Consider the following 25,397-nt stretch of genomic DNA (forward strand, 5'->3'; position numbering starts at 1 on the left):
GGTGCCTCCTAGAAAGCGGCGTAAGTGATGCTGGAAATGTCCACCGAAGAGGCGGATGTGGGGAGGCTGATGCTCATCTGCCCGTAAGCGCGGATCTGCACTTTCGCCCAGCCGTCCACACCGCCGAGCGGGACGGTGAAGAACGAGCCGGCGCCGACAGGGATTTTGGGGCGCGCCTTATCGGGGACGTCGCCGACGATGATCCACTGGCCGGCAGGCCAGTTCCCGCCGCCCGCGGGCACGAGCGCCCCGGACAGGGATACGATGCCCGCCCTGACCACGCAGCCCGGGGTGTACACGCCGTTGTCTTTCAACGCCACGGATGTGTTGAGTTTCAGCGGTTCAACACCCTGGATGATGGATGAGTCGGGCGCCTGTGTGACCCGGGCGTAGATGACGCCGACGTCGCCGGCGGTTCGGACCCCGGATGAGTCTGAGGATGGGTGTGTGGTCATGCCGTTGACCATTGTTTGGACGGATCCGCCGCCGTCGAGCATGATGGCCTGGTGGCAGCCCTCAGCAGCAGCGAGCGCGGAGAGCCTGTTTCCGCCGGTGCCGGTGTTCGCGGAGGACACGCCGGTAACACTGATGATGAGGATGTCGTGGTCGGCTGTGACACCTATGACCTGCCGGCCGGAGTACACGCCCGGCGTGGTGAGCGACGTGAAGTCGGTGAGCGCTTCAATGTCTTGGGCGATGCCGTCGTGCACGAGCAAAGGCCCGAACCCGAACGTGGTTACCACGCCGTCGGCAAGGACTTCTTGCCCGGTCCACCCGTCTTCCACCTTGTACCCTGCTGCGGTGCCATCTGCCCGGAAGCCGAGTGCGTGCATGCCGCGCTGGTAGGTTTCAAAGTCCCGGTACATGATGCCGTTCTTGATTTGGAGGCCGCGGAGCATGTACTGGGTGGGCCGCTCGAGTGTGTCCCAGCCGGTGGCGTTGAACACGATGTCGGCGCCGGAGCGCCCGGCGAACGACTGCAACGACTCGGCAATCTCCGGGCCGGCTTTGAATGAGTCGCCGCCGGGTGAGGTTAAATGGAAGTCGTTGGCGTACATTTTGTCTATGAGCCCGGGGCGGGGGCGGCCGCCGCATCGGACCCGGACTACCTCGTACGTGTACCCGTGAACGTGTTTCTTGTACACAATGTTCGCGGTGGGAAGGAACGTTTCGGAGTCCACTGGGACGGTGGAGAACGCCTCTGACATGGCTTCACGTACCGGGTTGTCCCCGGCGTCACCGCGCAGGTACGCGGCAAGGGTTTCCTGGTCTTGGACTGCGCCGGTGGCGTTGTAGCCGGGTGCCCCGCGCAGGGTGCCGATATGTTTGAACTGGCCTTTACCGGTGGATGGTGACCATGCGCCGGCCCGGTATTCGTAGAGCCGGGACGGGTTGGACGGGTCGTTCGGGTTGAGCGGGTCCTGCTGCAACCACTTCATGAACGGGCGCGGCGACTGCGGGGGGTCCATGGACACCCACACCATGTCCGGGTTCTCACCCTTATGGGAGAGCAGGGTGCCCAACGTGCCGCCTTCACGGGGGACGGTGATACGCCAGTTGGGGAAGTCCAGGTACGTGGCACCATCGGAGGACGGGCCGAGCATCCTGATTTTCAGCGTGTACCAGCCGCGGTCCACCATGTCCTGCGTGGCTGCGAGCGCGGCTTGGAAGAACCCGTTAGCGTCGGGTGTAACCACGACAGGGTAGGAGGTGTAGAGGGTTCCGCCTGAGGTGTTGGCCCCGTTGAGGGTGAATATCAGTTCGGGTTCTTTGTGGGCCAACGGGACGGATGTAATGTCCGTTAGGCGTCCGGTAACAAGCGGCATGGGGAGCCCCTTTCGGGCGAGGGTCTATGTTTTTGGGCGCGCTATTGGTAGCATTTGGCGCATGAGGAAATTCGGGGGACTCGCTCTTATCGCAGTCGCAGCACTAATCACTAGTAGCGCCACACCACACCAACAGTTGGAACCGGTGGCAGCAGAACGCGTCGTCGTTCAGGCTCCGGCCTCCGTGCACGGCGACATGCTGGACGACGCCAGGCAGCACTTGACCACGATGGGGGATGCCAGCGACGCCGAGCTCATCGCCAAGGCTTACGCGGCGTGCGCGTCACTGCTCATCCAAGGCAAGGACGCCTACCGTGAGGCAACGCTTGAGAAGTATGCCGACGTTGAGGAAGCCCTCGACCATCTGGTGATCGCTGCCGCCGGCAAGCAGTACATCTGCCGCTAGGCGGTTGACCTGTACAGTTTCCCGCTGCTGTCCGCGTAGAGGTTCGGCGCACTCCCCGTGGTGGGGAGGTTGGTTACCCGGACGCCATCACTGGCAACGTCCACGCTGTATGCTCCGGCGAACATGCTGGCCACAGCCCCGGCGAGCACGCCGGCGTTTGAGGATCCGCGCAGGGCCACGGTGCCGCCGTTGCCGCCGACACCGCCACCCGAGTTGAAGGTGACGCCACCGTTCGAGGATGACGGGTCTATGACCGTGTTGCCTGCGGTGATCTTGCCGCCGCTGGTGACGTTCAGGTCGTTCTTGAGTGTGGTCACGCCTTCGACAGAGAGTGTGCCTTTGGTGGCCATTGGCCCTGTCACATCAAGCTTGCCGGAGATGGTTGCCGGGCCTTTCACCGCGAGGTCGCCGGTAATGGTGGTGTTGCCACCAATTTCCGTAACACCGTTCAGTTTCGTTGGCCCGGTGACATCGAAGTTCCCGGTTATCTTCGTGTTACCGGAGACTGTCATTGGTCCGGTGATGGTGGTTGTGCCGGTGAAGTTGATTGTGCCGTCAGCCTGCAACGTGCCCGTAATCGTGGCCGTGCCTGTAACCTGTAGCGCCCCGTTTTCGATGAGCAGAACGGACCCGTCATAGAACCGCATTTGCCCGCGGCCAACAGAGGACGACGACAACGGGGAAGCGTTTTCAAGTCTGCGCAGCCGGCGCAGGATTTCTGCTAGCGTGCCCGCGGTCAGGTCGTTGAACCTACCCATATCATCCGCCCTTCTGCTGGAATTCGATGGTCACCCATTCACCTAGGCTGCCCTTGATTTTCACAATCTCCCACTCCCGGTAACCCTCCGTGATATAAGGGTCCTTCCGCATGTTCCACCGCACAGTCGTGCCCGGTTGGAGTGAACTGATGGGATGGGCGCCGCCGGCAAGAACATCGAAACCCGCCTGCCGGGTAGCCGAGTTATTCGCCCGCAACGATTCACGGGCCAGGCTTTGCAGTTCCCCGGACTTCTTCACGTTCTTGAACGACTCCACCCGTTCGAGACCCGGGTAGAACAGGGTTTCCGTGGTGGAGGACCGGATGAGCGTGTCCACTTCGGTGCCTTCACCAACCGCGTAAACTTTGGTGGCCACTTCGGAGGCATCGGTTTTGATCCACAAACCGCGGGCCTGCGGGTCGTCGGCGGCGAAATCGTATTCCGCCCGCCCGTGCGTGAGGTCGCCGACACGCATAACCCATTCGAGGGTGCCGTTGCCAGCCCACCGTGGCAGGAAGTCCACGTCCGGGCCGCCGTCGGCTTCCATGATGTCGCCGAGCCCTTCGGTGACGGTCATCATGTCGTACCCGTAGTACACGCGGTCCTCAGTGCCGGACTTATCTGAGGGCAGCACCAAGGGGAGGGCGAACCTGCCGGCGCCCCACTGGGCAACAAGCGTTTTCACTGCCTGCGTTTCGAGGGACAGGTTGTTGAACGTCATTTTGGTGTCGGCCAGATCGCCGGACCAGTCGCGTATCATCAGCCGGCGTTCCAGCATGGACCACAGGTCACCGTGGCTGAGCTGTAGTGTTTGATCGTCCATGGTGTAGGTGGCGTCCCAGATGATGCCAGCGTAAACGACGGTGCCGTCCCAGTCGGCGACGATGGCACGTTCCCCGGGGTAGAGGTCGGTTAGCCCGGCCGTTTCGGCTACCATGGGGTCGCCTAGTTTGAAGCTGGCGTTACCGGATTCGCCGTGGTTTTTGGCTCGGCCCCAGGTCATGGATTCTGGTTCCACTTTCACACGGTCGCCCCATGTGATGGTGGAGAGCGTGTAGACGTTCCATGCCATGGGGTCTCCTTAGATGTAGGTGTCGATGAGTTCGCAGGTGACGGTGGCGGTGCCACTGGTCACCGAGATTTCGAGGGTGTCGCGTTGGCCGGGGTCAACGAGCATGATCCTTGAGGATGAGACGCCGCCGGTGACGAGCGCACCGTTGACGCGGAGTCTGCCGTCCCGGTAGTTGATGGTGTGGGGTTGGCTCGATGTGAGTGCCCGTGTGACGGTGAACGCTTGCCCAGCAATTTTGATGGTGTACCCCGGCGCCGAACCTGTGACCGTGAGGAACGGTGTGGCCTGGTAGTTGCCTTTATGGTGGATCGCCGTATTCGCCAACGGGGCGGCGGTAAACGTGCGTTTCTCCCCGAATTTGCGGGGGTCGCGGGCCTTCACCCTGACCTGCCATTGCGCGTACGTGTCCGTGATTGGCGTGAACTTCACCCCGGTGGACCGGACAGCCTGGCACCACAGTTCAGGTCCATGTCCGGCCACTTGGAAGCGGCCGGACATGGCACCGGTCAGCCAGGTCATGGCCTCATGAGTTTCATCGTGGGACTGGGTGTGCAGTCCACCGGTGACGCTGATGAGGCGGGCTTGGTTATAGACAGGGAGTTCGTATTCGCCGTCGGCGTTCGGGCGGTCCGCGTCCTCGCCCTTGGGTTCGGGGGAGTCCCACCAGCCTTCAAGACTGGTGGTCACCCATGTTCCGTACCTGTCGGTGCCGGAGAGTGTGCGTCCAGCCCACATGATCTGGTCAGCCAAGGCGCACCCCGTTCTGTTGGAACTTCCACTGGATTTCGTCTACTACGGCGCGGCGGACCGCGTCGGCGTCGGTGGCGCCTTGAATTACGATGCCGCCGAGGTCGATGCGGGTCCCACCGCCGCCGGCTGCAGCGATCTGCTGTGCTGGGGCGTACATGGAGCCAATCTCCCCGCCGTTCGCGTGAGCGGTCACCCGCCCGGTGCGCAGCTGGTTGCGGAACTGGTAGACAGCCTGCTGGCCGCCCATCAAATCCACTTCCTGCGCGGTGAGCACATGCTCACCCTTGGCACCGATGAACAGTTGGGAGTCAACACCCTTCGGCCCCGGCGCAATATCCAAGTCACCGCCGCCTGCACGTCCCGGCAGTTTCAGTCCGAGCCGTTCAGACACGGAAGCGCCCTCAGGTAATGGTGCGGAGGGGAAGGGGATGCCGTGGGTTTCGAAAGTGCGGATGAACTTGGTGTGCACTTCCTTGTATCCGGGGATGTTCTCAACCGACTCTTTCGTTTCGTCGGCTGTGCGTTTGGCTTGTTCGTCCATCCACGTGTCAATGTCCACACCGTCCGGCACACCAAGGATTTTGCGTGCCAGCGTTTCTGCCGCCTCACCTGTGATGCCGAATTCGCCGGCGGTTGCGATCAGATCGTCATACGTGCCGGACAGTTTCTCCTGCAACACGTCCTGGCCCATGCCTTCCTCAGCCAGTGCTTTGACCTCGGCCATGCCGTCCTGTGCGAGGCCTTGGAACGTGTCGTTAGCCAGCCTGCCGGCCTCGGTGGTCAGGTCGAAGTCCGACTTGTTCTTGTTGAGGGTATTGCCCATTTCGCCGCCGGACTCGTTGATCGTCTTGATCGTCTCAGACACCGAATCAAGTGTCTCTTGGTACTGGGCGTGGGCGTCCCTCGAGTTCATGGTCAGGATTCCGGCAGCGAACAGCTGCTCCAAGAACTTATCCATGTCCTCGATCACGCCACCGAGGGCGACACCCGTTTCCTCGATCGCGCCAGCCATTACCTCTTGAGCGGCGGCAGCAGTCACAGCTTTAGGATCAGCGTCACCCATGGCGGCGTTCAGGATTTCCTGATCCGTTGCCGTCCCGCCAGCGGCGATCGCGGTGGCAATCAGCTGGTCCTTGTACTGCGGGAACAGATCGAGGACATCCTCGAGCTCCATGCCCTGCGCGGTGGCTTCGGTGGCGATCTGCTTGAACGCTTCCGCAGCCTGATCCGTGTTCCCGCCGGTGACCATCTGGCCGAGTGACGAGTCCACGGCGTCAACCGAGTCGACAATGTCCTGCATGTGGGACGGCAAACCGAACGTTTTTGAGAGCGACAACTGGAATTGATTGAACCCATCAAGGGAACCAACATAGTTGACCGCGTCGCCCACACCGTTTATCTCGGTGGACAGGAACCCTGTCCGGGACACCATCTCATCCAAGCTCGCGGTGCTACCGGCGTCACCCATTTTCAGGAGCTCGTTGGTCATCTCCTGAATGGTGGGCACACCACTATCGCGGAGCGCGTTGATGCTCGCACCCGCGATGCCCAGGGCAGCGATCGCGCCCGCGGCTACGCCAGCAGCTTTACCTACCTTGCCGAGCGTCCCGGGGATCTTGGACCCGGAAGCGTTCAACGTGCGGAACGCTTCCCGCGTTTCAGCGATCTTCGGGATCAAAGTGAGCGCGGCACCGCCAAGCAACGCGGCGCCACCGGTGAGCCCGGCGAACACGGTCACCGCGTCCTGCACAGGGTTAGGGAGCGAACCGAACCCGGCCGCCAGTCCAGACACAGCCTCAGCCACACCCTGGACTACCGGCAGCATCACAGCGCCAGCGTCGATCGCGGCGTCCTTGATGCCGTTCCACGCCACCTGGATTTTCGCTTCGGTCGTCTCGTACCGCTTCTGGGCTTCCTCAGCGAGAGCAGAGTTCTCTTCCCATGCCTTAGCGCCGAGGTCCAAGGATTCGGTGAGCAGGTCGCCTGCGCCGGCCAGCCGGAGGATGACCGAGGTTTCTTCCGTGCCCTTGATGCCGAGGTCGGACATGGTTTCGATGACGTTGCCACCGGATTCCTTGATCCCGTTTAGGCCCTTGATCATGGTGTCGGTGGCGCGGACAGGGTCGTTCTCGAACGCGGTGGCGAACTCGGATGCAGACATCCCGGCGACGTCGGCCAGATTATGGAGTCCTTCGCCGCCTTCCATGACGTCCGCGTACATGCGCTGCATGACCCGGGACATGACACCGCCGCCAAGCTGGGCCTCGATGCCTACGGATGCCATGGCGTTAGCCATTGCGAGCAGATCGGATTCGCTGGCGCCCACCAGTTTCATGGCGCCGGAGAGCCGGGAAGCCATGCCCACGATTTCAGCTTCCGTGGAAGCACCGTCGTTACCGAGCGCGACCAGCGCTGCGCCGAAACGCTGCACCCCGCCGGACCCTTCGCGTGCCATGGTACCCATGACGTTGCTGATCTGGGCGATGCTCGTGGCGGCTTCGTCCGCGGTCAGGTTCGTGGTTTCGGACAGGTCGATCATGGTTTTCGTGAAACCGACGACGTCCTCGCGTGCCACGCCTAGCTGGCCGGCGGCCTCAGCCACGCCAGCGATTTCCTCGTGAGTGGCGGGAAGTGTTTTCGCCAGGTCCCGCAGTGATCCTTCGATGGCGGCCATCTGCTCGGGGGTGCCGTCAACTGTTTTCGTGACACCGGCCCATGCGGTTTCCCAGTCCATGGCGGCCTTGGTGGCGGCGCCTAGCCCGGCAACAGCGACGGCACCGAAACCAAGCATCACACCGCCGGCCTGCTCCATGGCCTGATGGTTGTCTTTGACGGACTTCCTGGCTTGCGCGGCTTTCTTGGCTAGATTGTCGGTTTCGGTGGCGGCTTTCCCTAGCCCGGCAACATATCCGCCGACTTGGGCTTCGAGCCTGACGATTACCGAGCGTGCCGCCATGGTGGCCTCCTATGAAGTTTTCAGTGGTTTATCCGGGGGCCGCTCATACGTGGTGTACAGTTTTTCGCCGGGTTCCGGCTTGTACTGCTGCTTGCCGTCCGACTGTGTGGCACGCTCCCGCGCCGCACACGAATGGCACTGGGTTTTATGCGCGTCGTACCAGCCGTCGTTGTCCGGGTGGTGGGCGATGGCGATCGGTTGCCCGCAGGAGCAGAGCCCGTCCTCATACGCGGTGAGGGCGAGGGACAGGACATAGTCTTTGTCCGTCCAGTCGCCGCGGTGGCCGGTGAACCAGTGCATGGGCGGTTTCCCGGTGGCCCGGGCGGTTTTGAGTACGCGGGTTACTCCGGCGAACCTTCGCTGGTGCCAGAGCGCCTGAGCAAAAAATCTGCGTCCACCACCGGCACACTGTTCTGCGCCCGTTGCCGTGCCACCATGATCAACTGCAGCTGCGGTTCGCCGATCGAGTGTTCAAGTTTGCGCACATCGTCCGGAGTGAAGTCCACGCGGGCGCGCTTCCCGCCTGCGGGCTTGACACCGATGATGGCGGCGGCCAGCAGGTCGTACCCGAATTCGGTGTTCGCTTCCACGGGGGTCATGCCCTGGGCGCGTTCCTCATGCTTGGTGCGCATGTCCCGGATTTCCTCACCGGTGAGAGCCCGCACGTACACGGTGAGCATCGAGTTGGCGAACGCTTTGAGTAGCCGCTCGTATTCGCGTTCGAGCTTGCCGAGTTTGGCTTTGTCGCCGGCGGTGCGCTCGACGTCTTCGACGGCTTCTTCGTTCTCGATCCGCCGTTTCAGTGCGGAGAGTTCGGCAACAATGTGGCCGCCCTTGTAAACGTCCGCTGATTCTTCGGGGAGGTGCGCGTCAACGAGCCATGCTTCGACATCGAATGTGGTGGGATCAAGTTCTGTGGTCATGAGAGTTTCAGGCTCCTAAAGAATGGGTTCAGGCCCGGCATAAGGGAAGTGGGCCACCCTGCCCGGAGCCTGAATACAGGCAGGGTGGCCAGTCATTTGGGGGTTAGACGCCGGCTGCGGCGACTTCAACCTCGGTGATCATGTTCTGCGGCAGGAACTCGATGCGGCGCTTGATGTTGCCGTCGTTGTTCACCCGCATCGGGGCATCGGATACGACTTCGCCGCCGAGGTGGATTTCGTCGCCGGCTTCCCAGTCCTCGGTGGAGTCCTTGTCGGTTTCCCGCAGGTAGATCCACACGGTGGTGCCGCGGGTCTTGACCGCCTGGTAGCCGCCGTCTTCGCCCGCGATGTCGGCGCCGCCCGGTGCGTCCAAGTATTCGCGGAGGAACGTGAGCGCCGTGTCATAGTTCGACGCGCCGAGTGCCTGGGAGTTGCCCTTCTGGCATGCGGCTTTCTCGTTGAACCGGTCGGATGCGGTGTTGGTCCAGGTGGCGTCGGAGTCGAGGACGGCGCAGGAAATGTCCTGCCCGGCGTTCAACTCGGTGACGGTGGGGATCCGGTCGGCGGGTGCGGTGGTCAGTAGTGTGAACTTCTTTTTTCCGTCAGCGGAAACCTTCACGGCTTCTCCTCCTGTGGGTTCTCCGGCTGTGCCGGTTCGGTTACTCGGATGGTGGCCGGAGTGGCCCTGACCCGCCGGTGGGAGGGCGGGAGTTTGAAGTCCTTGGAGAACTTGGGGTTCTCTAGGTAATGCTTGGGGACGCGGCGTTTCTTGCCGTCCGGTCCCACGGCGGTGACGAATCCGTCGTCTGCTGGCATGGGTTTGTCTCCTAGTTGGTGGTTAGCCGCCATTGGAGGGGCAGCATGAAACGGGCGGGGGTGACGGTGGTGTCCAAGATGGGGGCCTGTTGGTTGAATCCGTCGGGGTTTGGTTTGACCCTGCCGGTTCCGACACGCAGGTTTGTGAGCGCCGATCTGACGGGGCCGGTGACTGCCCTGCAGATGGCCGGGTTGGCGCCCACGATGGTGGTTTGAAAGTCGAGGATCAGCGTGTCCGTGTCATGGATGCCGCACGCGCTGGGCTCGTCGGGGTTGTTGCCGACGCCGAACCAGTTCACGATGTACGGGAGGATGTAACCGGACGGATCCACAGGAACCTTCGTGGGGACGTACCCGTCGTACACGGTCACCCCGGGAACAGTCTTGAGCGCCGCTTCCACAGCCTGATAGAGGGGGACCGGGTCAACCATTCAAACCTTCCTCCCCGAGCTGCGCCATGGCCTGCTCAAAGGCTGGTGCGCGCCGGTCAGCGGCAGGGCCCATGAACGGTTGCGCCGCCATCTTGCTCGTGCCCAGTTCCACGAAAACTGCATACGATGCGGTCGGTCCGATTTCCACCGTGAGGGTGCCGGAGCGGCCAACCGTGCGCAGGTCGGTGTGGCTGATCGAGCCCTTCAAATTGCCGGTGTCCACTGGTGCCAGGTTCTTCGCGTCCGCCGTAATATCCCTAGCGGTTTTGCGGATGACCAGTTGGGCGCGTGGCCCGGTGCTCTTGGCCGCTTTCTTGATGTCGCCGGCCAGCTTCACGAGTTCCCCGGTGTCAAAGTCCACGGCGGGCCTCCTAAACGGGGTTCTGCTGGGTTTGGTTGTCCACGCACACAAGATGGCGTTCGAACTCGTAGGACCCGAACATGATGTTCAGGATCCGCAGTTCCCGGCCGATCACGTGCACGATGTCACCTTGTTCGCCGGCGCGTAAGTCCGGGCCGCCGACAGGGCAGGCGACAAGGTATTCGCGCAGTGTGGTGGGTTGTTCGGCTGCGGTGGCGCCGCCTTCACGGTTGAGCTCCTGCACCCGCACATCAGCAGTCCACACGGTGACGGACGGATCCCAGTCCGGCGGGAGCGGGTATGGTGCCGGTCCCTCTGAGATGCGTTTGAAGATCGCGGGGGACTGGCGTGTGCCTGCCATGGTTGGGCGGTGATGCTCAGCCCAATTCGCGGGGATCACCTGATAGATGGGGAGGGGTGTCATGGGTACCGCATTTCAGCGCCCTCCGGCCCGGGCACGAACCCGAACGGGATAATGTCAAAGAACCCTGTCTCAGCGGCTGCGTCATCCGCGTCAGCCTTGGCGCGCAGGCTGGCAGCCTTGGCACGTAGCTCCTTGGCCACCGCGGGGCCGTCCGTGGACAGATCCTGCGAGGTGATCTTCTTCGACAGCAGGGTTTCCGTGGTCGCCACCGCGTCGAGCGCGTCGGCGGCGGCACGGTAAATGTTCCCGTCGTTCAGCGACAGGTAGCCGTCAATAATGTCATCCGAGAGGACCGGGGTGGCCTCATCGAGGTCCGCGGTGAGTAGACGAACTTTCCCCAACGGGTAATCAAAGTCAATTGCCATGGTTCCTCCATTGGGGGTAAGTGTTGTGACGGTGCGGGATTCCCAAGGCCACACGGGGCTGATCGAGGGAAAGGTTGCACCCCGCACCGTCACGGTCTAGCGGACTGGTTACGCGGTACCGTCCGAGCCGTACACGGCGGCGGTGAAACCCTGAGCAGCGCCAGTAACGTGGCGGCCGCGGTACCAGATGGTGTCGTCGTTGAACGAACCCTCGTTGACCGGTACGTCGCCGCCGCCCGGGCGTGCACCCTGGTCGCGCTTGACGCGGATGTCCACGTTCTCGTGACCGATCAGGCCCGTCTTCACGACGGCCGGGTTGTCGGTGGACTTCGCCGGGAGCAGCGCCCACGACGTCGCGGCGGAACCTGCGCCGTTCAGGCGGGCGAATTCGCGGGACACCTGCAGGGTGATCAGGCCCTTGAACGGGTTCGGCTGGCGGGTCTTCGTGGTCTTAGACCCGGCGCTGACCGTGGTTTCGATTTCCTGCGCGTTCAGGATCTGCTGAGCACGGAACTGCAAGGCCGGACCAACAACCAGCACGAGCGCGCTGATATCCACGAGCTCGTCGCGGTGGTTGGTCTTGACGGCCTGCGCCTCGATGGCTGCCTGCAGGTTGTCCGCAGTGAGGGCCTTGGTGTCCACGGTTCCGAAGAAGTCGGTGCTGAGGCCGGAGTCGCCGACGATCAGTTCGTAAACCTTGCGGTTCTCCGTGTTGACTGCGGCGTTGCCGAGGACCCGCGGGAAGTCGGCGAGATCGGTGAAGTCACGGGACAGCTGCAGTTCCCACGTGAGGCCGAAGCTCTTACCGGTCTTGCCGGTCTTGATTTCGACGTCCGTTTCGGCGAGGGTGCCGCCCTTGTACTCTTCGCCCTGCGCCACGTCCTCAAAGTATTCGTTGCCGAACAGGTCAACGAGCTTCTTCGGGCGGAAGTCGGACAGTTTCCTGTCCAGGGAGAACGGTTCGTACTCCTTGACGGCCGCCTTCTGCGCCTGCATGGCCTCACGTTCGAGTGCGGCACCGAGCAGCACCGGGAAGTCGGACGTGGTGAACGCTTCCTGCAGTGTGGCCTGGCGGGCGTAGTTGGCCGGGTTCTGGCCGTCGGAGAACAGCTTGGCTGCCTCGAATACGCGCTCAGCCTGCGTGGGGGCGGCCCGGAAGCCTTCCTTAGCGAGAATAGTCATTGGGTGTGCCTTCCTTAGACGCCGGCGGCGGTCTGTGTGGTGTAGCCGATGGGTGCGACTTCGACGGGGCCAGCAGCGGCGGCCTTGGTGCCGAGTGCGACACCGAACAGGAAGTTGCCTGCGGCGGTGGTGTTCAGGGCGCCCGCGGACGTGATGTAGACGGGCATGCCCTCGGATGCGATGGCGCCGGTGACGGTGAGGTCGTATGACCCGTCGAGCCACACGGTGACCTTTTCGCCGGACTTAGCGTCGATCTGGGCGACACCGCAGATGGAGCCGACGCGCACCGGGTCGCCGGACTTGATGTCCCGGGGTGCGGTGACGCTGATGTGCAGTGCGTTGGTGTAACGCTGGTTCTTGGCCATGGGTTACTTACCTCCGTGCAGGGCGGCGACAATGTCGTCGTCGCTGATGGTCTTCTTGGACTCGGTGACGATCGGGGCCGGTTCGCCTACGCCGTGGACGTTGCCTTCACCGTGTGCGGCCTTGTACTCGGCAGCTGCTTCGATGGCGTCGGCCTTGAGGGCTTCGGCGTCGAATGATTCTGCGGCGAGTGCGGCGTTGATGAGCGCCTTGCGTGTGGCCTTCGCTTCGACGTCGCCGAAAGCCTCAGCGACAATCGACTCTGCGGTGGCGCGGGTTTCGTTGCGTGCGGCTTCGGCCAACTTGGTGCGGGCCTCTGCGAGTTCAGCCTCGGCCGTGGTGGCCCGGCTGGCGGACTCGCGCAGGTCGGCGAGTTCCTTATCATCAATGGTTGCCATGTTGGCTTCCTCCTGATTTTCGGTTACCGTCGCCGGGTTCGGGACGGGGGTCTTGGACTCAGCTGCCTGAGTGATGGGGACGTACCGGGTTTCGATACGCACTTCGACGGGGTCGCCGGTGAGCGCGGCAGTGTTCCCGTTGAGGGTGTATCCCTGCTGGTAGAAGCGTTCGACGTCGTCCTCGTAGCTGTTGAACCAGACGTTCGAGTCGTCGAAGTCGATGACGTAGCTGTAACCGTCGGTGCTGGTGCGCAGGGCCACGCGCAACCACTCGCGCAGGTCGTTCGCGGTCGCCTCGGATACCCCATGCTGTTCGACGGCGCGGGTTGCTGCGCGGGCGGATTCGAGGACTTCGGCGATCTTCCCGCCACGCCCTGCTTTGGTCACGAAGTCCACAGACATGACTTCGACGAGCCTCGTGATGACCCGCTTCCCGCTCGAGTCGTCAACCTCGGCGGATGCCCGGATGGACACGCCGATGTCGTCGGCCATCTCTGTGATCACTTCCCGCCAGTTCGGGAACACCTTCGCGTCCGCGTAGGCTGCCTTCTCTTCGGCGACGTACACGGCGTCGGTTTCGAGGACGGCGGCCAGGTCCTTGATGGTGCGTTCGGGCCGGTCGAAGTTCTCAGTGGCAGACGGGTGATCGGCGTACATGTGAACCCCGGCGCTGAACAGCTTGTCTTTGACAGCCTGCTCGATCGTCTTAGCCGGGTAATCGCCGGAGGATCCTTCGCCGGCGTCAATGATTTTGATGCGGATACGCCCGGGCCCTTTGGCGGGGGTGGCGGTGGCCGACAGGTTGACGGCCTCAGTGATGAGTGTCGGCATGGGCCGGCCTCCTATGTTGGGGGTTCGGGGTGTACACTTCGCGGGCATGGGGATGGACAACGCGAATGATGGGCCGGAGGAGTGTCCGGGGCACGCGTGGGTGCTCGGCTCGATCCAGTTGCGCGGCACTGGCGCGGCAATGGTGATGCACTGCCGATACTGCGGGGCGGTCAGCTACCGGGGATCACAACAGGACTAAGCGGCGAGCCGGTGCAGGTCCTGCACGCTGACGGGGACGATGGAGTCGCGCCACCCTTCGGTGTGCCGAGTCTTCGCCAGGTCGTCCCATGTGATCGAACCGTCGTTGAGCATGCGTAACCGTTCGGGGCCCATGATGGTGAGCTGTGAGTCTGGGGTGAGCCCGTCGAACCATTCCCGGGAGTCGCGGATGATGGGTTCGGGTTCGTCGATGTCGAATCCGAGTTCCCGCCACGTCTTGGTTTTGGGGATCCGGTCGCACCTGCAGTTCTGGTGTCCTTCTGGTCCGGCTTGTTCGACCGGGAATTCTTGGCCGTGCATGGCCAAACAGGCGGGACATGTGCGGGCGGATAACGTGGCGCCCCACAACCATCCGGCGGTGACGTCCTTGTTGGCTTCGTCCGCGGCCTTCGTAGCGGCTCTATGTGCGTCTAAAGTCTCTGTTCTGGCGATGGTCATGGCCCGTTGGAGTCCGCCGTTGAAGTCGTTCTCTGTTTGCCTCATGATGCGGCGGGCGGTGGTGCGCGGGTTGTCGCCTACTGCGATGCCGCGGACGAGGTTGCGCCGCATGACCATGATGGAGTCGTCGGAGAGTGGCCGGGTGAGCGAGTGAATGCGCTCAGTGGTCCTGAGCACCATGGCGTCCATGGTCGCATCCGACACCCGGGAGAACGTGGGCAGGGTGGCCACCTGATGCGCGGCAGGCAGCTGGGATTGGATGACCTGTATTTGGCTGGCGGCGGCGTCCAGCATAGTTCGCTGGACGTCCGCCTGCACAGTCACGGATGTCATGTCGGCGAGCTCGTCCAACCGGTCCACGGCGAGCGCGAGGGCCGCCCGTAGGCGTTGGTTCCGTGACACTTGGTGCCCGGTGACGGTGCCGTCTTTTGCGTCCGCTAGGAGGTCGGTGAGAGCGTCACTGAACTCGGGTGCGAGGGTGTCCCAGGCGTCGATCCACGCAGTTATCAAGGCGAGGGTTTGCCCGTCGATGACCCTGCCGAGTTCGATGCGGCGGGCGTCGATGAGTGCCAGCGTTTTCTCTGTCACAGCCATGACGCACCGCCCTAGACGAATGATTCTGTTTGCTGCCCGTCACGGAACCTGTCCGTGGCGGCTGTGCCCGCGTTCACTGTCGGGTCGATGAAGTTGCCGTCATCGTCCGTCAGTTTTTCAATGATTTCGTCCGCGTCCTTCACATCAAGTGCGTGGAGGATCAACCGGAGCGTTTCAACCTTGGGCAGCACCTGGGTTCCGTCGGCCTTGACTATGGCTTCCATGAGAATGTCGAGCGGGGTTTCATCGAGCGCCGGCCACACGAACTCAACCGTGGTTTCCGCTTTGCCGTGCAGGACGGCGATGAGCCTGTCGCCGTCGCGCTCCACCTTGCCCTTGAGCGGTCCACGCGGAGCGATGATGGCTTGTTCGATGACGTAGCCGAGGATGGCTGCCATGGTTTCCTCGTGCACTTCTTGGCGTGCCCGCATTTCGAGGCGTTTCACGAGGTCCATGGTTTGCGCGGTGGCCCTAGATCCAACCTGGCCGGGGTCTGCCAGCAGGTCAATGACGCTGACACCGAGGGCGGCGGCGATCATGGCTGCCAGCGGGCGGCCGGACTCAGAATCGAGTGTGGCGCCGGACTTGGGCATGGCCTCCAACGTGTGGCCCTCAGACATGTTCGCGGTGGAACCGGCGGGCACGTTCGCCAGGTTGGCGATGGCCCGCGCTTTCTGCGAGTCCGGGACACCCTTCTTGGATGCTGTGTAGGCGATCTTGGCGAGCGCCTTCATGAGCAGCGCCCAGTCTTCCAAGAACTCCTTGTAGGCACGGGCCCAAGGGAGTGCGGCGTAGGCGTCGCCGATGCCCCACTTCCAATCCTCGAGCCCGTTCACTTTCTCGTGGTAAACCGGGGCGTCCCAGTACACTGGGACGTCGCCCAGTTTCTTGGGCTTCGTCAACGGCTGGTATTTGAGTGCCGGGTAGTAGGCTTTCTTCTCCACATCGGTGGTGCCGAACGTCTGGGTGGCAACGGTTTCCGTCCACACGCGCAAATAGTAGTGCGGGGTCGCCTTATCGCCCGGGGCGGTGATTATCTCGGTTATCTCATCGAATGGCAGGGTGCGGATCCGGACCCGTCCATCCAATGGGTTGGTGAAGTGGACGAAGAACCGGTTGCCGTCCGTGCCCGTCGCCTTGGACCAACGCTCCCGCGCCTGGGAACCGGAGAACACTTCTTTGGTGCCCTCATCGTCCAGGAATCCTTGCAACACTTCGTTCACGTCTTTGTCGCGGGCGGCGATCTGCACACCCTGCCCCCACACGTACGCGTGCCGGATGGCGAGCCCGCGTTTGATGAGCGGGTTGGCGATAGCCATCAGCCTGCCATTCGAGGCGATGTTCTTGAGCCCTTCACGGGTGAACTCCCGGGCGTAATCAGCGCCGAGCCGCTGCCAGCCAGCATCTTCTGCCGCCAACTGCAGTTGCGCGATGGACTCGGTGGCCACCTCTAACCGGTGGGTGATGGTTTCGTACACGCCTTCGCTGAGGGTGACGGTGCCGGTTTCCTGCACGGGCTTGGTGAACCATTCCCTGATGCCCATGCGGGACTCCAATCAGTAGGGGCTGATGCTCCAGCCGTTAGCGTTTTGCATGTCGTACACGTCGGGTTCCACCACGTCGCCGATACCGGCGGTGAGCGGCATGAGCAGCAGCCGGTTGACGGCTTGTGACATGGCGTCGATGGTGTCGTCGTGGGATCCGTTGGGGAAGTTCTTCGCTTCCTCCACCAGTTCCTCGACGTTGGGCAGCAGGTCCGCGGTGGGGAGGACCACGTTGCCGGAGAACACGAGCGGGGAGACAGCGTTGGCGCGAGCCGTTTTGCTGCCCTCGGGTTCGATGGGGATGAGCCCCACGAGCGTGGATTGCAGGGCGTTGATGATGGCCGGGCCGTTCGCCTTGTCCTCGATGAACTTGGCGACGGCTTGCGGCCACTTCGCGGACATCGTCTTGACTGCTTCGACTGAGGCGTTGAAGTTGAGCCGTTCGCGGACCATGTCCAGCAGGTAGCCTTTGGTGCCCACTCGGAGCCACACTTGCCCGACAACATAGTCGGATGACTGTTTGTCTTTGAACGTGAAGTCCCATGATTGGACGAGCTCTTGGTCGGGGCGTTCCATGCCGGGCACGGTGTGGCGCCCGTCCGCGTGGTCGATCCAGATGGGTTGTGTGTAGCGTGCCCATTCTGCGGGGAACACGCCGCCTTCGTCCGGGCTGGGTCGGCCTTGGTAGAGGGATGCCCAGGTGCGGGGCCCGGCGGTGGCTTTACGGTTCTCCCACTGCATCTGGGTCCTACCGCGGGCGCTGACCATGAATTCGCCGGGCTGGCGTCCGAGCGGGTCGGTTTCGCCTTTGTCTGGGCGGTGGTCGGCTTGGGCGGGGATGTTGAGGAACTTCCAGCCTGCAGCCTTGTCGCGGTCTAGGAGCCGGCCGGCGAGGTCGTCTTGGTGCCAGCGGGTGAGGATGACGACGACGGGCGCGCCGGGTGCGAGGCGGGCGGATGCCGCGTCGGTCCACCAGTCCCACACATTGTCGCGGTAGACCTCGGAGTCGGCTTCTTTGCGGTCTTTGATGGGGTCGTCGATGATCATCATGTCGGAGGGTCGGCCGGTGACGCCGGCGCCGATACCAACACTGAGGACGCCGCCTTCGTGCCCTGCGACCTGCCACTCTGAGACGCTGCCGTTGTCGTTGGCGATGGTGAGGCCGATGTCGGGGTTTGAGGTGATCCTGTTGCGGATGGCGCGGCCGTTGCGGTTGGCGAGGCCTTGCGCGTAGGAGGCGGTGACGATGCGCAGGTCAGGGTTTTGGGTGAGCGCCCAGATGGGGAAGTCGTTGGCCACCCGCACGGACTTGCCCTCCTGGGGTGCCATGGAGATGATGAGCCGCGAATCGGGGGTGTTGAACGCTTCCACGAGCGCCGCGTCGATCAGGTCGAGGGCGGGGGTTTGAATGGTTTTGGGGTTCGTGGCTTTGGCGAGGTCGCCGGGGGTAGCCCATTTTGGTTCTACCGGTTCGAACATGCGGGCTACGCTCTCCCACATGTCGGTCACGGGTGGCTCCTAGGCTGCGCGGTTGAGGCGTTTGATGGCTGCGTCGAGCATGCGGCAGGACATGCAGTTTTGGGCGCCGTGGCCTGCCGCGTGTGGGGCGTCGCAGTGCGGACATGACAGCCATTCGCCGGACGGGGATGTGAGCATGATGCGCCCGCATTTGCAGGTGACGGGGCGCATGTCCGCCGGTTCGGGGTCTTTGGTTGCCATTGGGTGCCTCGCTTGACGTGGGAGGGGTGATTACCACATAGGGCCTGCCATACGTGGGTTTGTGGTAAGTGTTTGCCCGTTTCTTTGTGCTTCCGGTGAAGGCTGGGCGATAATCTCCGGTGAGTATGAAGCGCGGTAACGGGCGCTAACCGGTCGGCGTCGGTGCCGACTGACCTCACTAGCGGATCTTCATGAAAGACAGCCAAGAGTGAGTGCCGCAGCAAGGGATCGAACCTTGGACCCGCGGATTAAAAGTCCGCTGCTCTACCACTGAGCTACTGGGGCTGGTGGGACGGTACTTTGCGCCTTTGCGACGTCGATGCCACCCTGCATGGGGCCTACGGGTGGGACTGTGGCATACAAAGCTTGACCGGCCCTTCGACCGTCCCGGCCGGCGTCTCACGACGTGCGGCGTTGCGCTTGACCCTGCGCGGGAGATAGGGCCACCTAGCCTTTCAACTCGGCTGTACCTTATCCGTAACCATCCTGCGCGGTAGCGGTGCGCGTGAGGTTAGGTCTTCGGGGTCCAACGCAACGAGATGGGGCGCGAGCGATACACGCCGCCTTCGTCCTCGTCGTAGTCCAGGCTGATGCCACGATGGCCGGAATGCATTTCCGGTTGACTCGTGTACGCGTGTGCGTGCTCGGCTTGGCTGAACACATCACCCTGCGGTGCGTCCCCGGTCTGGTTGTTGGCTGCGTACGCTTCCAGTGCGGCGCAGAGTGCCCGATAGAGGCGCATACGAGACTCCTAGAAGATGCGGTAGTGTTCCCAACCGCCGGGCAACTGTGAGCCAGCGACGAACGTGGTAACACCGGGACGCGAGTACATGCCCGACTGGTCCAAGAAATACTTGGAACCAGGATCCACGGTGGTGGCCTGGATGCGCGTGTATGGTCCGTAGTCTTTTACGTCCGCGTGGTGTTTGTGGGCGGTGAACCACAGTTCGGGGATGAACCGGCGGGCTTGGGTGAGGTACTGGGATTGTTTGGCGAGCCAGTTCTCTTCGTTGCCGCTGATCTTGTGCCCGTGCGCGGAAGCAATGTTGAGGCCGGACGCGGTGAATGTGGTGATCATTTCGTCGCGGGGGATCACCCATTCGATGCGGGACAGATCGGGGTGGAGGTTGCACACGACTTTGAGGGTGTCGCCGATGAGCCCGGTGGCGTTGTCGGCGTCGTCGGTGACGTTGGTCTTCCCGGCGCCCCGGGCCAGTTGCCCGTGGTTGCACATGCAGGCGGCGTAGGTGGCCGTGTGGAACATGGGGACCAGTGTGCGGATCCATTGCATGTTGACTTCGAGGGCGAGGCTGATTTGGTCGCGGGTGTTGAGGTCAACTGTGTGTGTTTGGGATGCGTAGGATCCTTGGACGCCTTCGGTGTGGTCGCCGAGGTTGACCAGTGCGAGGTGTTGGAGGTTGACGCCCTGCCCGCGCAACTGTTCGATGTGCCCGGTGACGCCTTCAAGCGCCTTGTTGAGCCGGCGGAGTGTGCCGGGGGTGCCGTCGCCTTCACCTTTACCCAACTGTAGGTCTGCGAGGCCCACCACGTAGGAGAGCCCGGGCCCGGCGTGCGTTGCCGGGCGTGTAGTGGGGGTCCATGCGCGCAAATGGTTGATGATGTCCTGCGTGTCGGGTCCGGCCTGCGTGATGCGGCGGAAGGACGCCCGGTAGGAGAACAGGTTGACGATGTCGCGGGTGCCGTCTTCGAGTGCCTTGGACTGTTGCCAGGTGGAGACGCGCACGGTGTCGCCGACTACCTCGAATGCTTGGGGGTCGAGGTTGAAGCGTTGGAAGATGTGCGTCCAGTCGGTGACTGGTTCGGTGGTTTGGACGTCAATGAATTCGCCGCCGTCTTTGGTGACGTCTGCTTTGCCGGTGAGTGTCGGCTCGGCTGTCACTGGGGCGGTTGGCTTGGCTTCGCGGTGGCACATGCAGACGCCGGCGCGGTGGTCTTTGATGGATGTGAGGCCAACAACGATGCCGTTGCCGCGGAGGTGTTCGCGGATCCTATGGGCGCCGTACCCGTCAGGGATGGGGATGTTGGTGGTGGCTTTCGCGTATTTGCACTTCATCGTGCCGCTCACCCCTCGTTCCCCGGAAGTCTCAGGGCGCCCCGGTTGATCAGGGCGCCCCTATATTTTGTTGTTGCCTGCCCTAGTTATCAGCCGTGGGCATGGCTGAGGCCCCGGAGCGCTTGTGGGGGGACACATTGTGCGCTTCTACGGGGCCTCGTGTGCGGGGGAGTGGGGGTTTCCCAGCCACTTTTCGCACTATGAACAGACTACGGGGACAAACGATTCATTGTCAACTACTGATTGTGAGAACCGCTATTGCTGTTAGGGATCGGCCAGCATCTCCAGTTCGCGTGAAAGCTGCGCCGCGAGCAGCGGCGCAGCTGCTCTGAGAGCAGTCCGAGCTTGGCTGCGCCAGTACGCCACCGAGATTTGCGGTAGCCCTTCCCATGCTTTCTGCACGTCTCCGCCGAACACTTGACGGCCGAACATGGCAACAGCGGCTGCCTCGATAGCTTCGTCTGTGATACTCATTTCTTGATTATCCCTTCATCCAGTAAATCGGCTTCGTAGCGGTACATGGCGGTGAGTAGCATTTGGCGGGGGTTGATGGCGCCGGTGGCTTTGGTGAGTTTCATGAGGGTGCGGAGGTGTGGGCCTTTGAAGCTGATGTTGAAGTGGGCTTTCTTCTCCCGCGGCAGCATGTTGCCGTTCCCGGGGTTTTCTGGTGTCCCGCGAGAGTGTTGGCCTTGTTTCGGCGCGTTATTGCCGGTCGCGCCGCTCATGTCAGCGGCTCCCAGATGACAGTGACGGGCAGTGCAATGTCGTCGTCTGCTAGGTCTGGTGCTCCGGCGCAGCGCCAGTCATTGTTCCTTGATAGGAGTGACCAGCGCTCCCACACATACTCGTCGGCGTCACGAATAACCGTGTCCATCGGCAGTGCGTCGAGTTCTTCCGCCGTGGTGATGGTTCGCGGCTTGCGGTAGCCGGCTGCAAGGGTGGCTTCGGCGAGGTCAGCGCCCATCACGTCGTCGCCCGGGCTGTACGTTTCCTCGATTGTTGTGTCTATGAGTTGCGCTAGTTGCTGGGCGGGCGTAGGGACTGCTTCGCTCACTGGCCCGCCAAAGCCAAGTGCGGAAATTGCGGCCTCGATTGGCTTGCTCATGCTATCCTCTTTCCTGCTGCTGTCTCGGTGTAGTAGTCGTACACGGCGGCCGGGGTGACGCCGAGTGTTCGCGTGGCGATGTGGCACATGGTCGGAACCTTGCCGCGTTGCACCCACTTCTTAGCCCGTTCCAACGGGATCCTGGCATGCCCGGACTCTTTGAGCGCCCGGAGGACCAGTGGGAGCGGGGCGACGACGTGCCACGATTCTTTGATCATCCACACTTGCTGGCCCTTGACATCGAACTCTTGGCCGCAGGTGTCGCACCGGCCGATGGTGGCGTGTTCGAATGCTTTCAGGATGCCGGGGCATTCTTCGTCCCAGCAGTCGCCGAGCGTGATTTTGTGTGCAGCGCGGTCTGTTGCGGACCGGAGTTTGTTGAGCCATGCGGTCAAATCGTCGAGCAGTTGGCCGGCGTCGGTCCACCCGGTGATCTGTTGTAGTTGGGTGGGGAGCATGATCCAGGCTGCGAGGACGTGGGGTTCGCCGATGGGTGCGATCCCGTTGAGCCGGCGCGCCCATGAGCGGAGAAACAGGCGGAAGGCTTGCGCTTTGTCCAACGCATCGAGGTTCAACGGTTCGCGTGATCCGGCGTGGTTGCCGCCGCCACCGGGGGATGATGCGGCCCGGTCCCGCCGTTCGAGCGTGGTGACGAGGTCGGCCCACACGCCGGTGACCTCAGCGAGACGGTACTCGAGGGTGAGGGTGTCGCCGGGACAGAGGTGGATGCCGTCGGGGGTTGCCGCCCCGCAACCATTGGCCGTGCACTCACTCACTGGCAGGCTCCTGTGATGGGATCAACGGCGCCCACATCTTCCGCATGTACTCGGCATGTGGCAGCAACCATGCGCGCACGGCGTCCTCCTCGTTCGGCGTTACGGCTATGACGGACCGGGCCATGATGCCCTTGCGTGGCATCATCCAGAACAGTTCCAGCTCGTGGCCTTCTTTACCGTCGGGGTAGTCCTCCGGGTAGTCGATGTGCCATGCGTGCCAGTCCCAGCGGTAGAGGAAGTTGAGCCCCATGATTGCGCCATGCATGCTGTCGCCGTCGACGAAGCCGGCCCATGAATCGAACCGGTTGATGTACGGGCTTTGCTGCATGCCGTTGCCCCAGAATGAACCTTCCGGGCCGTAGAAGTCATGCTCGTGTTCCCATAGGCGATTGCTCATGGTTTTCCCCTTTGGCTGATAACTGCTGATATGTTCCATTCTATACCAGTAGTAGCGGTGGCGGGCATGGTCTCACCCGCTGATGGACCTCAGTATGGGTGGCACAACCTGGGGGATGAGCGCACGCTGATCCGGTGTGAGTTGCATGGCGGACAGGATCCGGTTGATCACATCAGCGACCTGCGCCGCCTGCCGCTCCTGCAAAGCGAGAGTACGTTCCTCAATCCCCGCCTTCAACGCCATCGAGGACCACTTCACGATCTGATCCTCAACCTCGTTCAACAGTTTATACCATGCGTTCAGGTCGGCTTTGAACGTCTGCTTATCAATCGGACCCTCAGGGCCTACACCTGTTTCGTGCTGGGCTAAACCCCACACGAGTTCTTCCTCTTTGAGCTCCCGGACCTTGGACCGCAACCATTCGCGTTCCGCGTACTTGGCTTGGATGATGTTCAGGATCATCTCAATGGGGTGTTCACGGGGGGCGTCGGGGTCTATTTGACCGAGGATCACGCGTGCATCCGCCAATCGTTTGGTTTGTGGTGCTTTGCCGCCGTGCCGCCAGCACCTGTCGCCGCCTTTGATGGGCGGGGATTTGTCTGGTTCGCCGTTCTTTTTCTTGGCGCCGCAGATGACTTTCCCGTTGACAACCTGGCCGGGCGCGTACTTCGGGTCACCCTTGTATGCCATTGGGTTCCTCCTGGTAGGCGTGGATGATGTTCCCGCCGGGGCTTATGCGTGTGGCGAGCTCGAACCTTATCCAATCGACGTCTCCCATGTGGCGGGGGCGGTCCATGAGTTCGGCCCGGTCGTAGGGTACGCCGGTTAGCTTCACGCCGTAGGCCCAATGGCGGGTGCCGTCACTGTCGAGGCAGCCTTGTGGGTTGGCGGTGCGGTGGTAGATGCGTGCGATGCTTTCAGCCATGCCGTGCCCTCCTATCCGCGTATGCCAGAGCGCGCTTGTGGTCTTTGAGTGGGAAGTTCCGGTCGGGGCGTGGCACGGTGTCGCCCGAATGGAACCACGCAGTGTAGGTGGAGGCTGGCGCCGCTACATGCCACATGTGGTGCCGCCGGTAGACGCGCCATTTCTCGGATTCGGGGCGGTGCCGGATGCGGGCGAGCGGGTTACCGCCGGGCAGGTACTTGAGGTCAGGCAAGGTATCCGCCTTTCGCCGGGAAGAACGAGTCCCCGGCGTGGTTGGGATTGCCGCCGTGCAGGATCGTGCGCATCCGCTGCGTGAACGCGCTCATGTCCGGTGCGATGTCCACCTCGACTGTCTGCGTGTACCTGTCGTCGAAGTCCCGTTGTTCTTCCATGAACGTGAGCAGGGTGAGGGCGTGGAAAGCAACAGCGGCCATATGCGGGGACTGGGTTTCTTCGTCAATGTCCTCGCCGCCCCAGAACGCGTTCAGGTGGCGTTGCAAAGCTGCGTAGGACTTGGACCATTCGTAGCCGCGCCGCCAGTTGTGGGCAGCGTATTTCCTTGCCCCGATGCCGTAGTGGCGTGCAACGGCGGCGAGCGCTCCGGTGGGGATGAGGTCGTAGCGTTCGTCTTTGGTGCCTTTCTCACCGCCGGTGGATGAGGTGGTGCGCACCTCGCTCATACTGTCACCTCGGCACGATCGAACAGCCGGTAGCCATGCGCCGGTATGCCTAGCGCGTTCGCCAGTGCCACCTCAGCGTTGGCGCCCTTTGACCTGGTCCAGCCGGGCAGGAGCGCGACGGCTTCGGCATGATCGCAAATCCAAGACAGATCATCTTTGAGTGCTGCCCGCAGGTCGAACCCGTGTTCTGCTGCATCGTGCCCGTTGGATCCTTCCGGGTTGTATCCGTTGTCGCGGTCGTTTTCGGCGGGGGAGAACACTTCGTGGCCGAGTTCGCGGAGGTGTGCGGCGGCGGCGTCGAAGGCGGGGAAGTTGTAGTTGGGGAGCCCTGTCATGGGGCCGGCAAGGTAGATTTTCAAGGGGCGTCTTCTTCCTTTTTGGGTGTGCCGTAGGGGCCAACGTAGGGTTGGTTGCCGCGGTAGACGTAGGGTTTCCACCATTCGGGGAGTACGGGGCCGGACACTAACCGGAGGGCGCGAATGATGGGTGGTTCAACGCTCATTGGTCGGCGCTCCTGCTGTAGGTGTTGTGTTCGGGGATGACCAGTGTGGCTTGCATGCGCTCACGGATGGCGGGGGCGGCGTGGCCGGGGATGATCACACTGACCAGTAGGGCGCCGCACAGTGTGGGGTGGGGTGTGGTGGCGTACACCCTTCCGCGTATCTCCCGGCTCACGCTGCTGCGTCCTTCACAGTGGCGAATGCCGGGCCGGGGAGTTCCCGCAACTGTGCGACGGCAATGTCTCGTTCGGCAGTAACCAGTGCTAGGGCGGCCAGCAGGTCGCGGATGGCGTCGGCACCGTGGATGAGGATGCTGTCGTCTTGTTCGCCGTGCATCCTGAATCGGCGTAGCCGTTCTTCCGTGTTTTCGGGTGTGCCGGCGATGCTGCGTGCGGGCATGGGCCGGTTGTAAATGGTGTCGGTGTACAGCGGGTAGGTGCTCATTGTTCCCCCTCGGTTCGGTACGGGTTTGGGCTAGGCGGGCCGGGAAATGCGGGGCGGCCTATCTTGTGGGCTGCGATAGCGCGGGATGCGTAACGCATGCCGGACTTCTGTCCTTCGTCC

At 62.7% G+C, this 25,397-nt stretch carries 36 protein-coding genes and 1 tRNA gene; 1 reads left to right on the forward strand and 36 read right to left on the reverse strand.

Going from position 1 to position 25,397, the window contains the following annotated elements; translation table 11 throughout:
* Positions 1–8 precede the first annotated feature (8 nt).
* Positions 9–1,826: a phosphodiester glycosidase family protein gene (locus B0G38_RS10225; RefSeq protein WP_264669346.1), complete on the reverse strand. Its 1,818-nt coding sequence runs from the start codon at positions 1,824–1,826 to the stop codon at positions 9–11.
* A 145-nt stretch (positions 1,827–1,971) separates the two neighbouring features.
* Here B0G38_RS10225 and B0G38_RS10230 point away from each other — a divergent pair, with 145 nt between their 5' ends.
* Positions 1,972–2,232 carry a hypothetical protein gene (locus B0G38_RS10230; protein WP_264669347.1) on the forward strand — a complete coding sequence of 87 codons (261 nt, stop codon included), beginning with the start codon at positions 1,972–1,974 and terminating at the stop codon, positions 2,230–2,232.
* On the opposite strand, the gene B0G38_RS10235 is transcribed toward B0G38_RS10230, so the two are convergent.
* The 35 genes from B0G38_RS10235 to B0G38_RS10405 form a co-directional block, all read right to left on the reverse strand.
* Positions 2,229–2,990: a hypothetical protein gene (locus tag B0G38_RS10235; RefSeq protein ID WP_264669348.1), complete on the reverse strand. Its 762-nt coding sequence runs from the start codon at positions 2,988–2,990 to the stop codon at positions 2,229–2,231. The genes B0G38_RS10230 and B0G38_RS10235 overlap by 4 nt on opposite strands.
* A 1-nt stretch (position 2,991) precedes the next feature.
* Positions 2,992–4,062 (reverse strand): hypothetical protein, encoded by a 1,071-nt coding sequence (locus B0G38_RS10240; RefSeq protein ID WP_264669349.1) that lies wholly within the window; start codon positions 4,060–4,062, stop codon positions 2,992–2,994.
* 9 nt (positions 4,063–4,071) lie between these two features.
* Positions 4,072–4,812: a hypothetical protein gene (locus B0G38_RS10245; protein WP_264669350.1), complete on the reverse strand. Its 741-nt coding sequence runs from the start codon at positions 4,810–4,812 to the stop codon at positions 4,072–4,074.
* Positions 4,805–7,768 carry a phage tail tape measure protein gene (locus B0G38_RS10250; RefSeq protein WP_264669351.1) on the reverse strand — a complete coding sequence of 988 codons (2,964 nt, stop codon included), beginning with the start codon at positions 7,766–7,768 and terminating at the stop codon, positions 4,805–4,807. Before B0G38_RS10250 ends, B0G38_RS10245 begins: the two co-directional genes overlap by 8 nt.
* A 9-nt stretch (positions 7,769–7,777) precedes the next feature.
* Positions 7,778–8,068: a hypothetical protein gene (locus B0G38_RS10255; protein WP_264669352.1), complete on the reverse strand. Its 291-nt coding sequence runs from the start codon at positions 8,066–8,068 to the stop codon at positions 7,778–7,780.
* 41 nt (positions 8,069–8,109) lie between these two features.
* On the reverse strand, positions 8,110–8,691 hold the full coding sequence (locus B0G38_RS10260; RefSeq protein ID WP_264669353.1) for a hypothetical protein: 582 nt from the start codon (positions 8,689–8,691) through the stop codon (positions 8,110–8,112).
* A gap of 103 nt (positions 8,692–8,794) precedes the next feature.
* Complete coding sequence (locus B0G38_RS10265; RefSeq protein WP_264669354.1) at positions 8,795–9,310, reverse strand: phage tail tube protein; 516 nt, start codon at positions 9,308–9,310, stop codon at positions 8,795–8,797.
* A complete protein-coding gene (locus tag B0G38_RS10270) occupies positions 9,307–9,507 on the reverse strand; it encodes a hypothetical protein (protein ID WP_264669355.1) in 201 nt (66 codons plus the stop codon). The genes B0G38_RS10265 and B0G38_RS10270 overlap by 4 nt, the downstream gene beginning before the upstream one ends.
* A gap of 11 nt (positions 9,508–9,518) precedes the next feature.
* On the reverse strand, positions 9,519–9,938 hold the full coding sequence (locus tag B0G38_RS10275) for a hypothetical protein (protein WP_264669356.1): 420 nt from the start codon (positions 9,936–9,938) through the stop codon (positions 9,519–9,521).
* Entirely contained in the window at positions 9,931–10,299 is a 369-nt protein-coding gene (locus B0G38_RS10280; protein WP_264669357.1) for an HK97-gp10 family putative phage morphogenesis protein, read from the reverse strand. Before B0G38_RS10280 ends, B0G38_RS10275 begins: the two co-directional genes overlap by 8 nt.
* Positions 10,300–10,309: 10 nt before the next feature.
* Positions 10,310–10,660, reverse strand: coding sequence for a DUF6093 family protein (locus B0G38_RS10285; protein ID WP_264669358.1), 351 nt, complete (start codon positions 10,658–10,660; stop codon positions 10,310–10,312).
* A gap of 59 nt (positions 10,661–10,719) precedes the next feature.
* Positions 10,720–11,088: a hypothetical protein gene (locus B0G38_RS10290; protein ID WP_264669359.1), complete on the reverse strand. Its 369-nt coding sequence runs from the start codon at positions 11,086–11,088 to the stop codon at positions 10,720–10,722.
* Between the two features lie 108 nt (positions 11,089–11,196).
* The gene (locus tag B0G38_RS10295; RefSeq protein WP_264669360.1) at positions 11,197–12,270 is read right to left on the reverse strand and encodes a Mu-like prophage major head subunit gpT family protein; all 1,074 of its coding nucleotides are present in this window, start codon (positions 12,268–12,270) and stop codon (positions 11,197–11,199) included.
* 14 nt (positions 12,271–12,284) lie between these two features.
* Positions 12,285–12,635: a DUF2190 family protein gene (locus B0G38_RS10300; RefSeq protein ID WP_264669361.1), complete on the reverse strand. Its 351-nt coding sequence runs from the start codon at positions 12,633–12,635 to the stop codon at positions 12,285–12,287.
* Between the two features lie 3 nt (positions 12,636–12,638).
* Positions 12,639–13,862: a hypothetical protein gene (locus B0G38_RS10305; protein WP_264669362.1), complete on the reverse strand. Its 1,224-nt coding sequence runs from the start codon at positions 13,860–13,862 to the stop codon at positions 12,639–12,641.
* Positions 13,863–14,057: 195 nt separating this feature from the next.
* Positions 14,058–15,113: a phage head morphogenesis protein gene (locus tag B0G38_RS10310; protein ID WP_264669363.1), complete on the reverse strand. Its 1,056-nt coding sequence runs from the start codon at positions 15,111–15,113 to the stop codon at positions 14,058–14,060.
* A gap of 11 nt (positions 15,114–15,124) precedes the next feature.
* Complete coding sequence (locus tag B0G38_RS10315; protein WP_264669364.1) at positions 15,125–16,657, reverse strand: hypothetical protein; 1,533 nt, start codon at positions 16,655–16,657, stop codon at positions 15,125–15,127.
* A 12-nt stretch (positions 16,658–16,669) separates the two neighbouring features.
* Entirely contained in the window at positions 16,670–18,157 is a 1,488-nt protein-coding gene (gene terL, locus B0G38_RS10320) for a phage terminase large subunit (protein ID WP_264669499.1), read from the reverse strand.
* Positions 18,158–18,175: 18 nt separating this feature from the next.
* The gene (locus tag B0G38_RS10325; protein ID WP_264669365.1) at positions 18,176–18,376 is read right to left on the reverse strand and encodes a hypothetical protein; all 201 of its coding nucleotides are present in this window, start codon (positions 18,374–18,376) and stop codon (positions 18,176–18,178) included.
* 213 nt (positions 18,377–18,589) lie between these two features.
* A tRNA-Lys gene (locus B0G38_RS10330) sits at positions 18,590–18,661 on the reverse strand.
* 226 nt (positions 18,662–18,887) lie between these two features.
* On the reverse strand, positions 18,888–19,118 hold the full coding sequence (locus tag B0G38_RS10335) for a hypothetical protein (RefSeq protein WP_264669366.1): 231 nt from the start codon (positions 19,116–19,118) through the stop codon (positions 18,888–18,890).
* 9 nt (positions 19,119–19,127) lie between these two features.
* Complete coding sequence (locus tag B0G38_RS10340) at positions 19,128–20,462, reverse strand: hypothetical protein (RefSeq protein WP_264669367.1); 1,335 nt, start codon at positions 20,460–20,462, stop codon at positions 19,128–19,130.
* Positions 20,463–20,714: 252 nt separating this feature from the next.
* Positions 20,715–20,924 (reverse strand): hypothetical protein, encoded by a 210-nt coding sequence (locus B0G38_RS10345; protein ID WP_264669368.1) that lies wholly within the window; start codon positions 20,922–20,924, stop codon positions 20,715–20,717.
* Complete coding sequence (locus tag B0G38_RS10350; protein WP_264669369.1) at positions 20,921–21,175, reverse strand: hypothetical protein; 255 nt, start codon at positions 21,173–21,175, stop codon at positions 20,921–20,923. Before B0G38_RS10350 ends, B0G38_RS10345 begins: the two co-directional genes overlap by 4 nt.
* Complete coding sequence (locus tag B0G38_RS10355; protein ID WP_264669370.1) at positions 21,172–21,555, reverse strand: hypothetical protein; 384 nt, start codon at positions 21,553–21,555, stop codon at positions 21,172–21,174. Before B0G38_RS10355 ends, B0G38_RS10350 begins: the two co-directional genes overlap by 4 nt.
* Positions 21,552–22,331: a hypothetical protein gene (locus tag B0G38_RS10360; RefSeq protein ID WP_264669371.1), complete on the reverse strand. Its 780-nt coding sequence runs from the start codon at positions 22,329–22,331 to the stop codon at positions 21,552–21,554. Before B0G38_RS10360 ends, B0G38_RS10355 begins: the two co-directional genes overlap by 4 nt.
* Positions 22,324–22,728 carry a hypothetical protein gene (locus tag B0G38_RS10365; protein WP_264669372.1) on the reverse strand — a complete coding sequence of 135 codons (405 nt, stop codon included), beginning with the start codon at positions 22,726–22,728 and terminating at the stop codon, positions 22,324–22,326. Before B0G38_RS10365 ends, B0G38_RS10360 begins: the two co-directional genes overlap by 8 nt.
* A gap of 72 nt (positions 22,729–22,800) precedes the next feature.
* On the reverse strand, positions 22,801–23,418 hold the full coding sequence (locus B0G38_RS10370) for a hypothetical protein (RefSeq protein WP_264669373.1): 618 nt from the start codon (positions 23,416–23,418) through the stop codon (positions 22,801–22,803).
* Complete coding sequence (locus B0G38_RS10375) at positions 23,402–23,653, reverse strand: hypothetical protein (protein ID WP_264669374.1); 252 nt, start codon at positions 23,651–23,653, stop codon at positions 23,402–23,404. Before B0G38_RS10375 ends, B0G38_RS10370 begins: the two co-directional genes overlap by 17 nt.
* Positions 23,646–23,885, reverse strand: a complete 240-nt coding sequence (locus B0G38_RS10380; RefSeq protein ID WP_264669375.1) for a hypothetical protein — start codon at positions 23,883–23,885, stop codon at positions 23,646–23,648. The genes B0G38_RS10375 and B0G38_RS10380 overlap by 8 nt, the downstream gene beginning before the upstream one ends.
* Positions 23,878–24,333: a dATP/dGTP diphosphohydrolase domain-containing protein gene (locus B0G38_RS10385; protein WP_264669376.1), complete on the reverse strand. Its 456-nt coding sequence runs from the start codon at positions 24,331–24,333 to the stop codon at positions 23,878–23,880. The genes B0G38_RS10380 and B0G38_RS10385 overlap by 8 nt, the downstream gene beginning before the upstream one ends.
* Positions 24,330–24,692, reverse strand: coding sequence for a DUF4406 domain-containing protein (locus tag B0G38_RS10390; protein WP_264669377.1), 363 nt, complete (start codon positions 24,690–24,692; stop codon positions 24,330–24,332). The genes B0G38_RS10385 and B0G38_RS10390 overlap by 4 nt, the downstream gene beginning before the upstream one ends.
* Entirely contained in the window at positions 24,689–24,835 is a 147-nt protein-coding gene (locus B0G38_RS10395) for a hypothetical protein (RefSeq protein WP_264669378.1), read from the reverse strand. The genes B0G38_RS10390 and B0G38_RS10395 overlap by 4 nt, the downstream gene beginning before the upstream one ends.
* Entirely contained in the window at positions 24,832–25,008 is a 177-nt protein-coding gene (locus B0G38_RS10400) for a hypothetical protein (protein WP_264669379.1), read from the reverse strand. The genes B0G38_RS10395 and B0G38_RS10400 overlap by 4 nt, the downstream gene beginning before the upstream one ends.
* Entirely contained in the window at positions 25,005–25,277 is a 273-nt protein-coding gene (locus tag B0G38_RS10405; protein ID WP_264669380.1) for a hypothetical protein, read from the reverse strand. Before B0G38_RS10405 ends, B0G38_RS10400 begins: the two co-directional genes overlap by 4 nt.
* Between the last annotated feature and the right edge of the window lie 120 nt (positions 25,278–25,397).

It is taken from the genome of Crystallibacter permensis, from assembly GCF_025960875.1.
Lineage (GTDB): Bacteria > Actinomycetota > Actinomycetes > Actinomycetales > Micrococcaceae > Crystallibacter > Crystallibacter permensis.

What these genes read in the sequence shown, in the direction of transcription:
- B0G38_RS10325 (WP_264669365.1), bottom strand. Translation starts at nt 18,376, where the DNA reads ATGGCAACCAAAGACCCCGAACCGGCGGACATGCGCCCCGTCACCTGC.
- B0G38_RS10355 (WP_264669370.1), bottom strand. Translation starts at nt 21,555, where the DNA reads ATGAGCAAGCCAATCGAGGCCGCAATTTCCGCACTTGGCTTTGGCGGG.
- B0G38_RS10295 (WP_264669360.1), bottom strand. Translation starts at nt 12,270, where the DNA reads ATGACTATTCTCGCTAAGGAAGGCTTCCGGGCCGCCCCCACGCAGGCT.
- B0G38_RS10275 (WP_264669356.1), bottom strand. Translation starts at nt 9,938, where the DNA reads ATGGTTGACCCGGTCCCCCTCTATCAGGCTGTGGAAGCGGCGCTCAAG.
- B0G38_RS10250 (WP_264669351.1), bottom strand. Translation starts at nt 7,768, where the DNA reads ATGGCGGCACGCTCGGTAATCGTCAGGCTCGAAGCCCAAGTCGGCGGA.
- B0G38_RS10260 (WP_264669353.1), bottom strand. Translation starts at nt 8,691, where the DNA reads ATGACCACAGAACTTGATCCCACCACATTCGATGTCGAAGCATGGCTC.
- B0G38_RS10365 (WP_264669372.1), bottom strand. Translation starts at nt 22,728, where the DNA reads ATGAGCAATCGCCTATGGGAACACGAGCATGACTTCTACGGCCCGGAA.
- B0G38_RS10235 (WP_264669348.1), bottom strand. Translation starts at nt 2,990, where the DNA reads ATGGGTAGGTTCAACGACCTGACCGCGGGCACGCTAGCAGAAATCCTG.
- B0G38_RS10335 (WP_264669366.1), bottom strand. Translation starts at nt 19,118, where the DNA reads ATGCGCCTCTATCGGGCACTCTGCGCCGCACTGGAAGCGTACGCAGCC.
- B0G38_RS10255 (WP_264669352.1), bottom strand. Translation starts at nt 8,068, where the DNA reads ATGCACTGGTTCACCGGCCACCGCGGCGACTGGACGGACAAAGACTAT.
- B0G38_RS10315 (WP_264669364.1), bottom strand. Translation starts at nt 16,657, where the DNA reads ATGGGCATCAGGGAATGGTTCACCAAGCCCGTGCAGGAAACCGGCACC.
- B0G38_RS10395 (WP_264669378.1), bottom strand. Translation starts at nt 24,835, where the DNA reads ATGAGCGTTGAACCACCCATCATTCGCGCCCTCCGGTTAGTGTCCGGC.
- B0G38_RS10225 (WP_264669346.1), bottom strand. Translation starts at nt 1,826, where the DNA reads ATGCCGCTTGTTACCGGACGCCTAACGGACATTACATCCGTCCCGTTG.
- B0G38_RS10305 (WP_264669362.1), bottom strand. Translation starts at nt 13,862, where the DNA reads ATGCCGACACTCATCACTGAGGCCGTCAACCTGTCGGCCACCGCCACC.
- B0G38_RS10240 (WP_264669349.1), bottom strand. Translation starts at nt 4,062, where the DNA reads ATGGCATGGAACGTCTACACGCTCTCCACCATCACATGGGGCGACCGT.
- B0G38_RS10385 (WP_264669376.1), bottom strand. Translation starts at nt 24,333, where the DNA reads ATGAGCGAGGTGCGCACCACCTCATCCACCGGCGGTGAGAAAGGCACC.
- B0G38_RS10290 (WP_264669359.1), bottom strand. Translation starts at nt 11,088, where the DNA reads ATGGCAATTGACTTTGATTACCCGTTGGGGAAAGTTCGTCTACTCACC.
- B0G38_RS10405 (WP_264669380.1), bottom strand. Translation starts at nt 25,277, where the DNA reads ATGAGCACCTACCCGCTGTACACCGACACCATTTACAACCGGCCCATG.
- B0G38_RS10375 (WP_264669374.1), bottom strand. Translation starts at nt 23,653, where the DNA reads ATGGCTGAAAGCATCGCACGCATCTACCACCGCACCGCCAACCCACAA.
- B0G38_RS10270 (WP_264669355.1), bottom strand. Translation starts at nt 9,507, where the DNA reads ATGCCAGCAGACGACGGATTCGTCACCGCCGTGGGACCGGACGGCAAG.
- B0G38_RS10310 (WP_264669363.1), bottom strand. Translation starts at nt 15,113, where the DNA reads ATGGCTGTGACAGAGAAAACGCTGGCACTCATCGACGCCCGCCGCATC.
- B0G38_RS10300 (WP_264669361.1), bottom strand. Translation starts at nt 12,635, where the DNA reads ATGGCCAAGAACCAGCGTTACACCAACGCACTGCACATCAGCGTCACC.
- B0G38_RS10345 (WP_264669368.1), bottom strand. Translation starts at nt 20,924, where the DNA reads ATGAGTATCACAGACGAAGCTATCGAGGCAGCCGCTGTTGCCATGTTC.
- terL (WP_264669499.1), bottom strand. Translation starts at nt 18,157, where the DNA reads ATGTGGGAGAGCGTAGCCCGCATGTTCGAACCGGTAGAACCAAAATGG.
- B0G38_RS10350 (WP_264669369.1), bottom strand. Translation starts at nt 21,175, where the DNA reads ATGAGCGGCGCGACCGGCAATAACGCGCCGAAACAAGGCCAACACTCT.
- B0G38_RS10285 (WP_264669358.1), bottom strand. Translation starts at nt 10,660, where the DNA reads ATGGCAGGCACACGCCAGTCCCCCGCGATCTTCAAACGCATCTCAGAG.
- B0G38_RS10370 (WP_264669373.1), bottom strand. Translation starts at nt 23,418, where the DNA reads ATGGCATACAAGGGTGACCCGAAGTACGCGCCCGGCCAGGTTGTCAAC.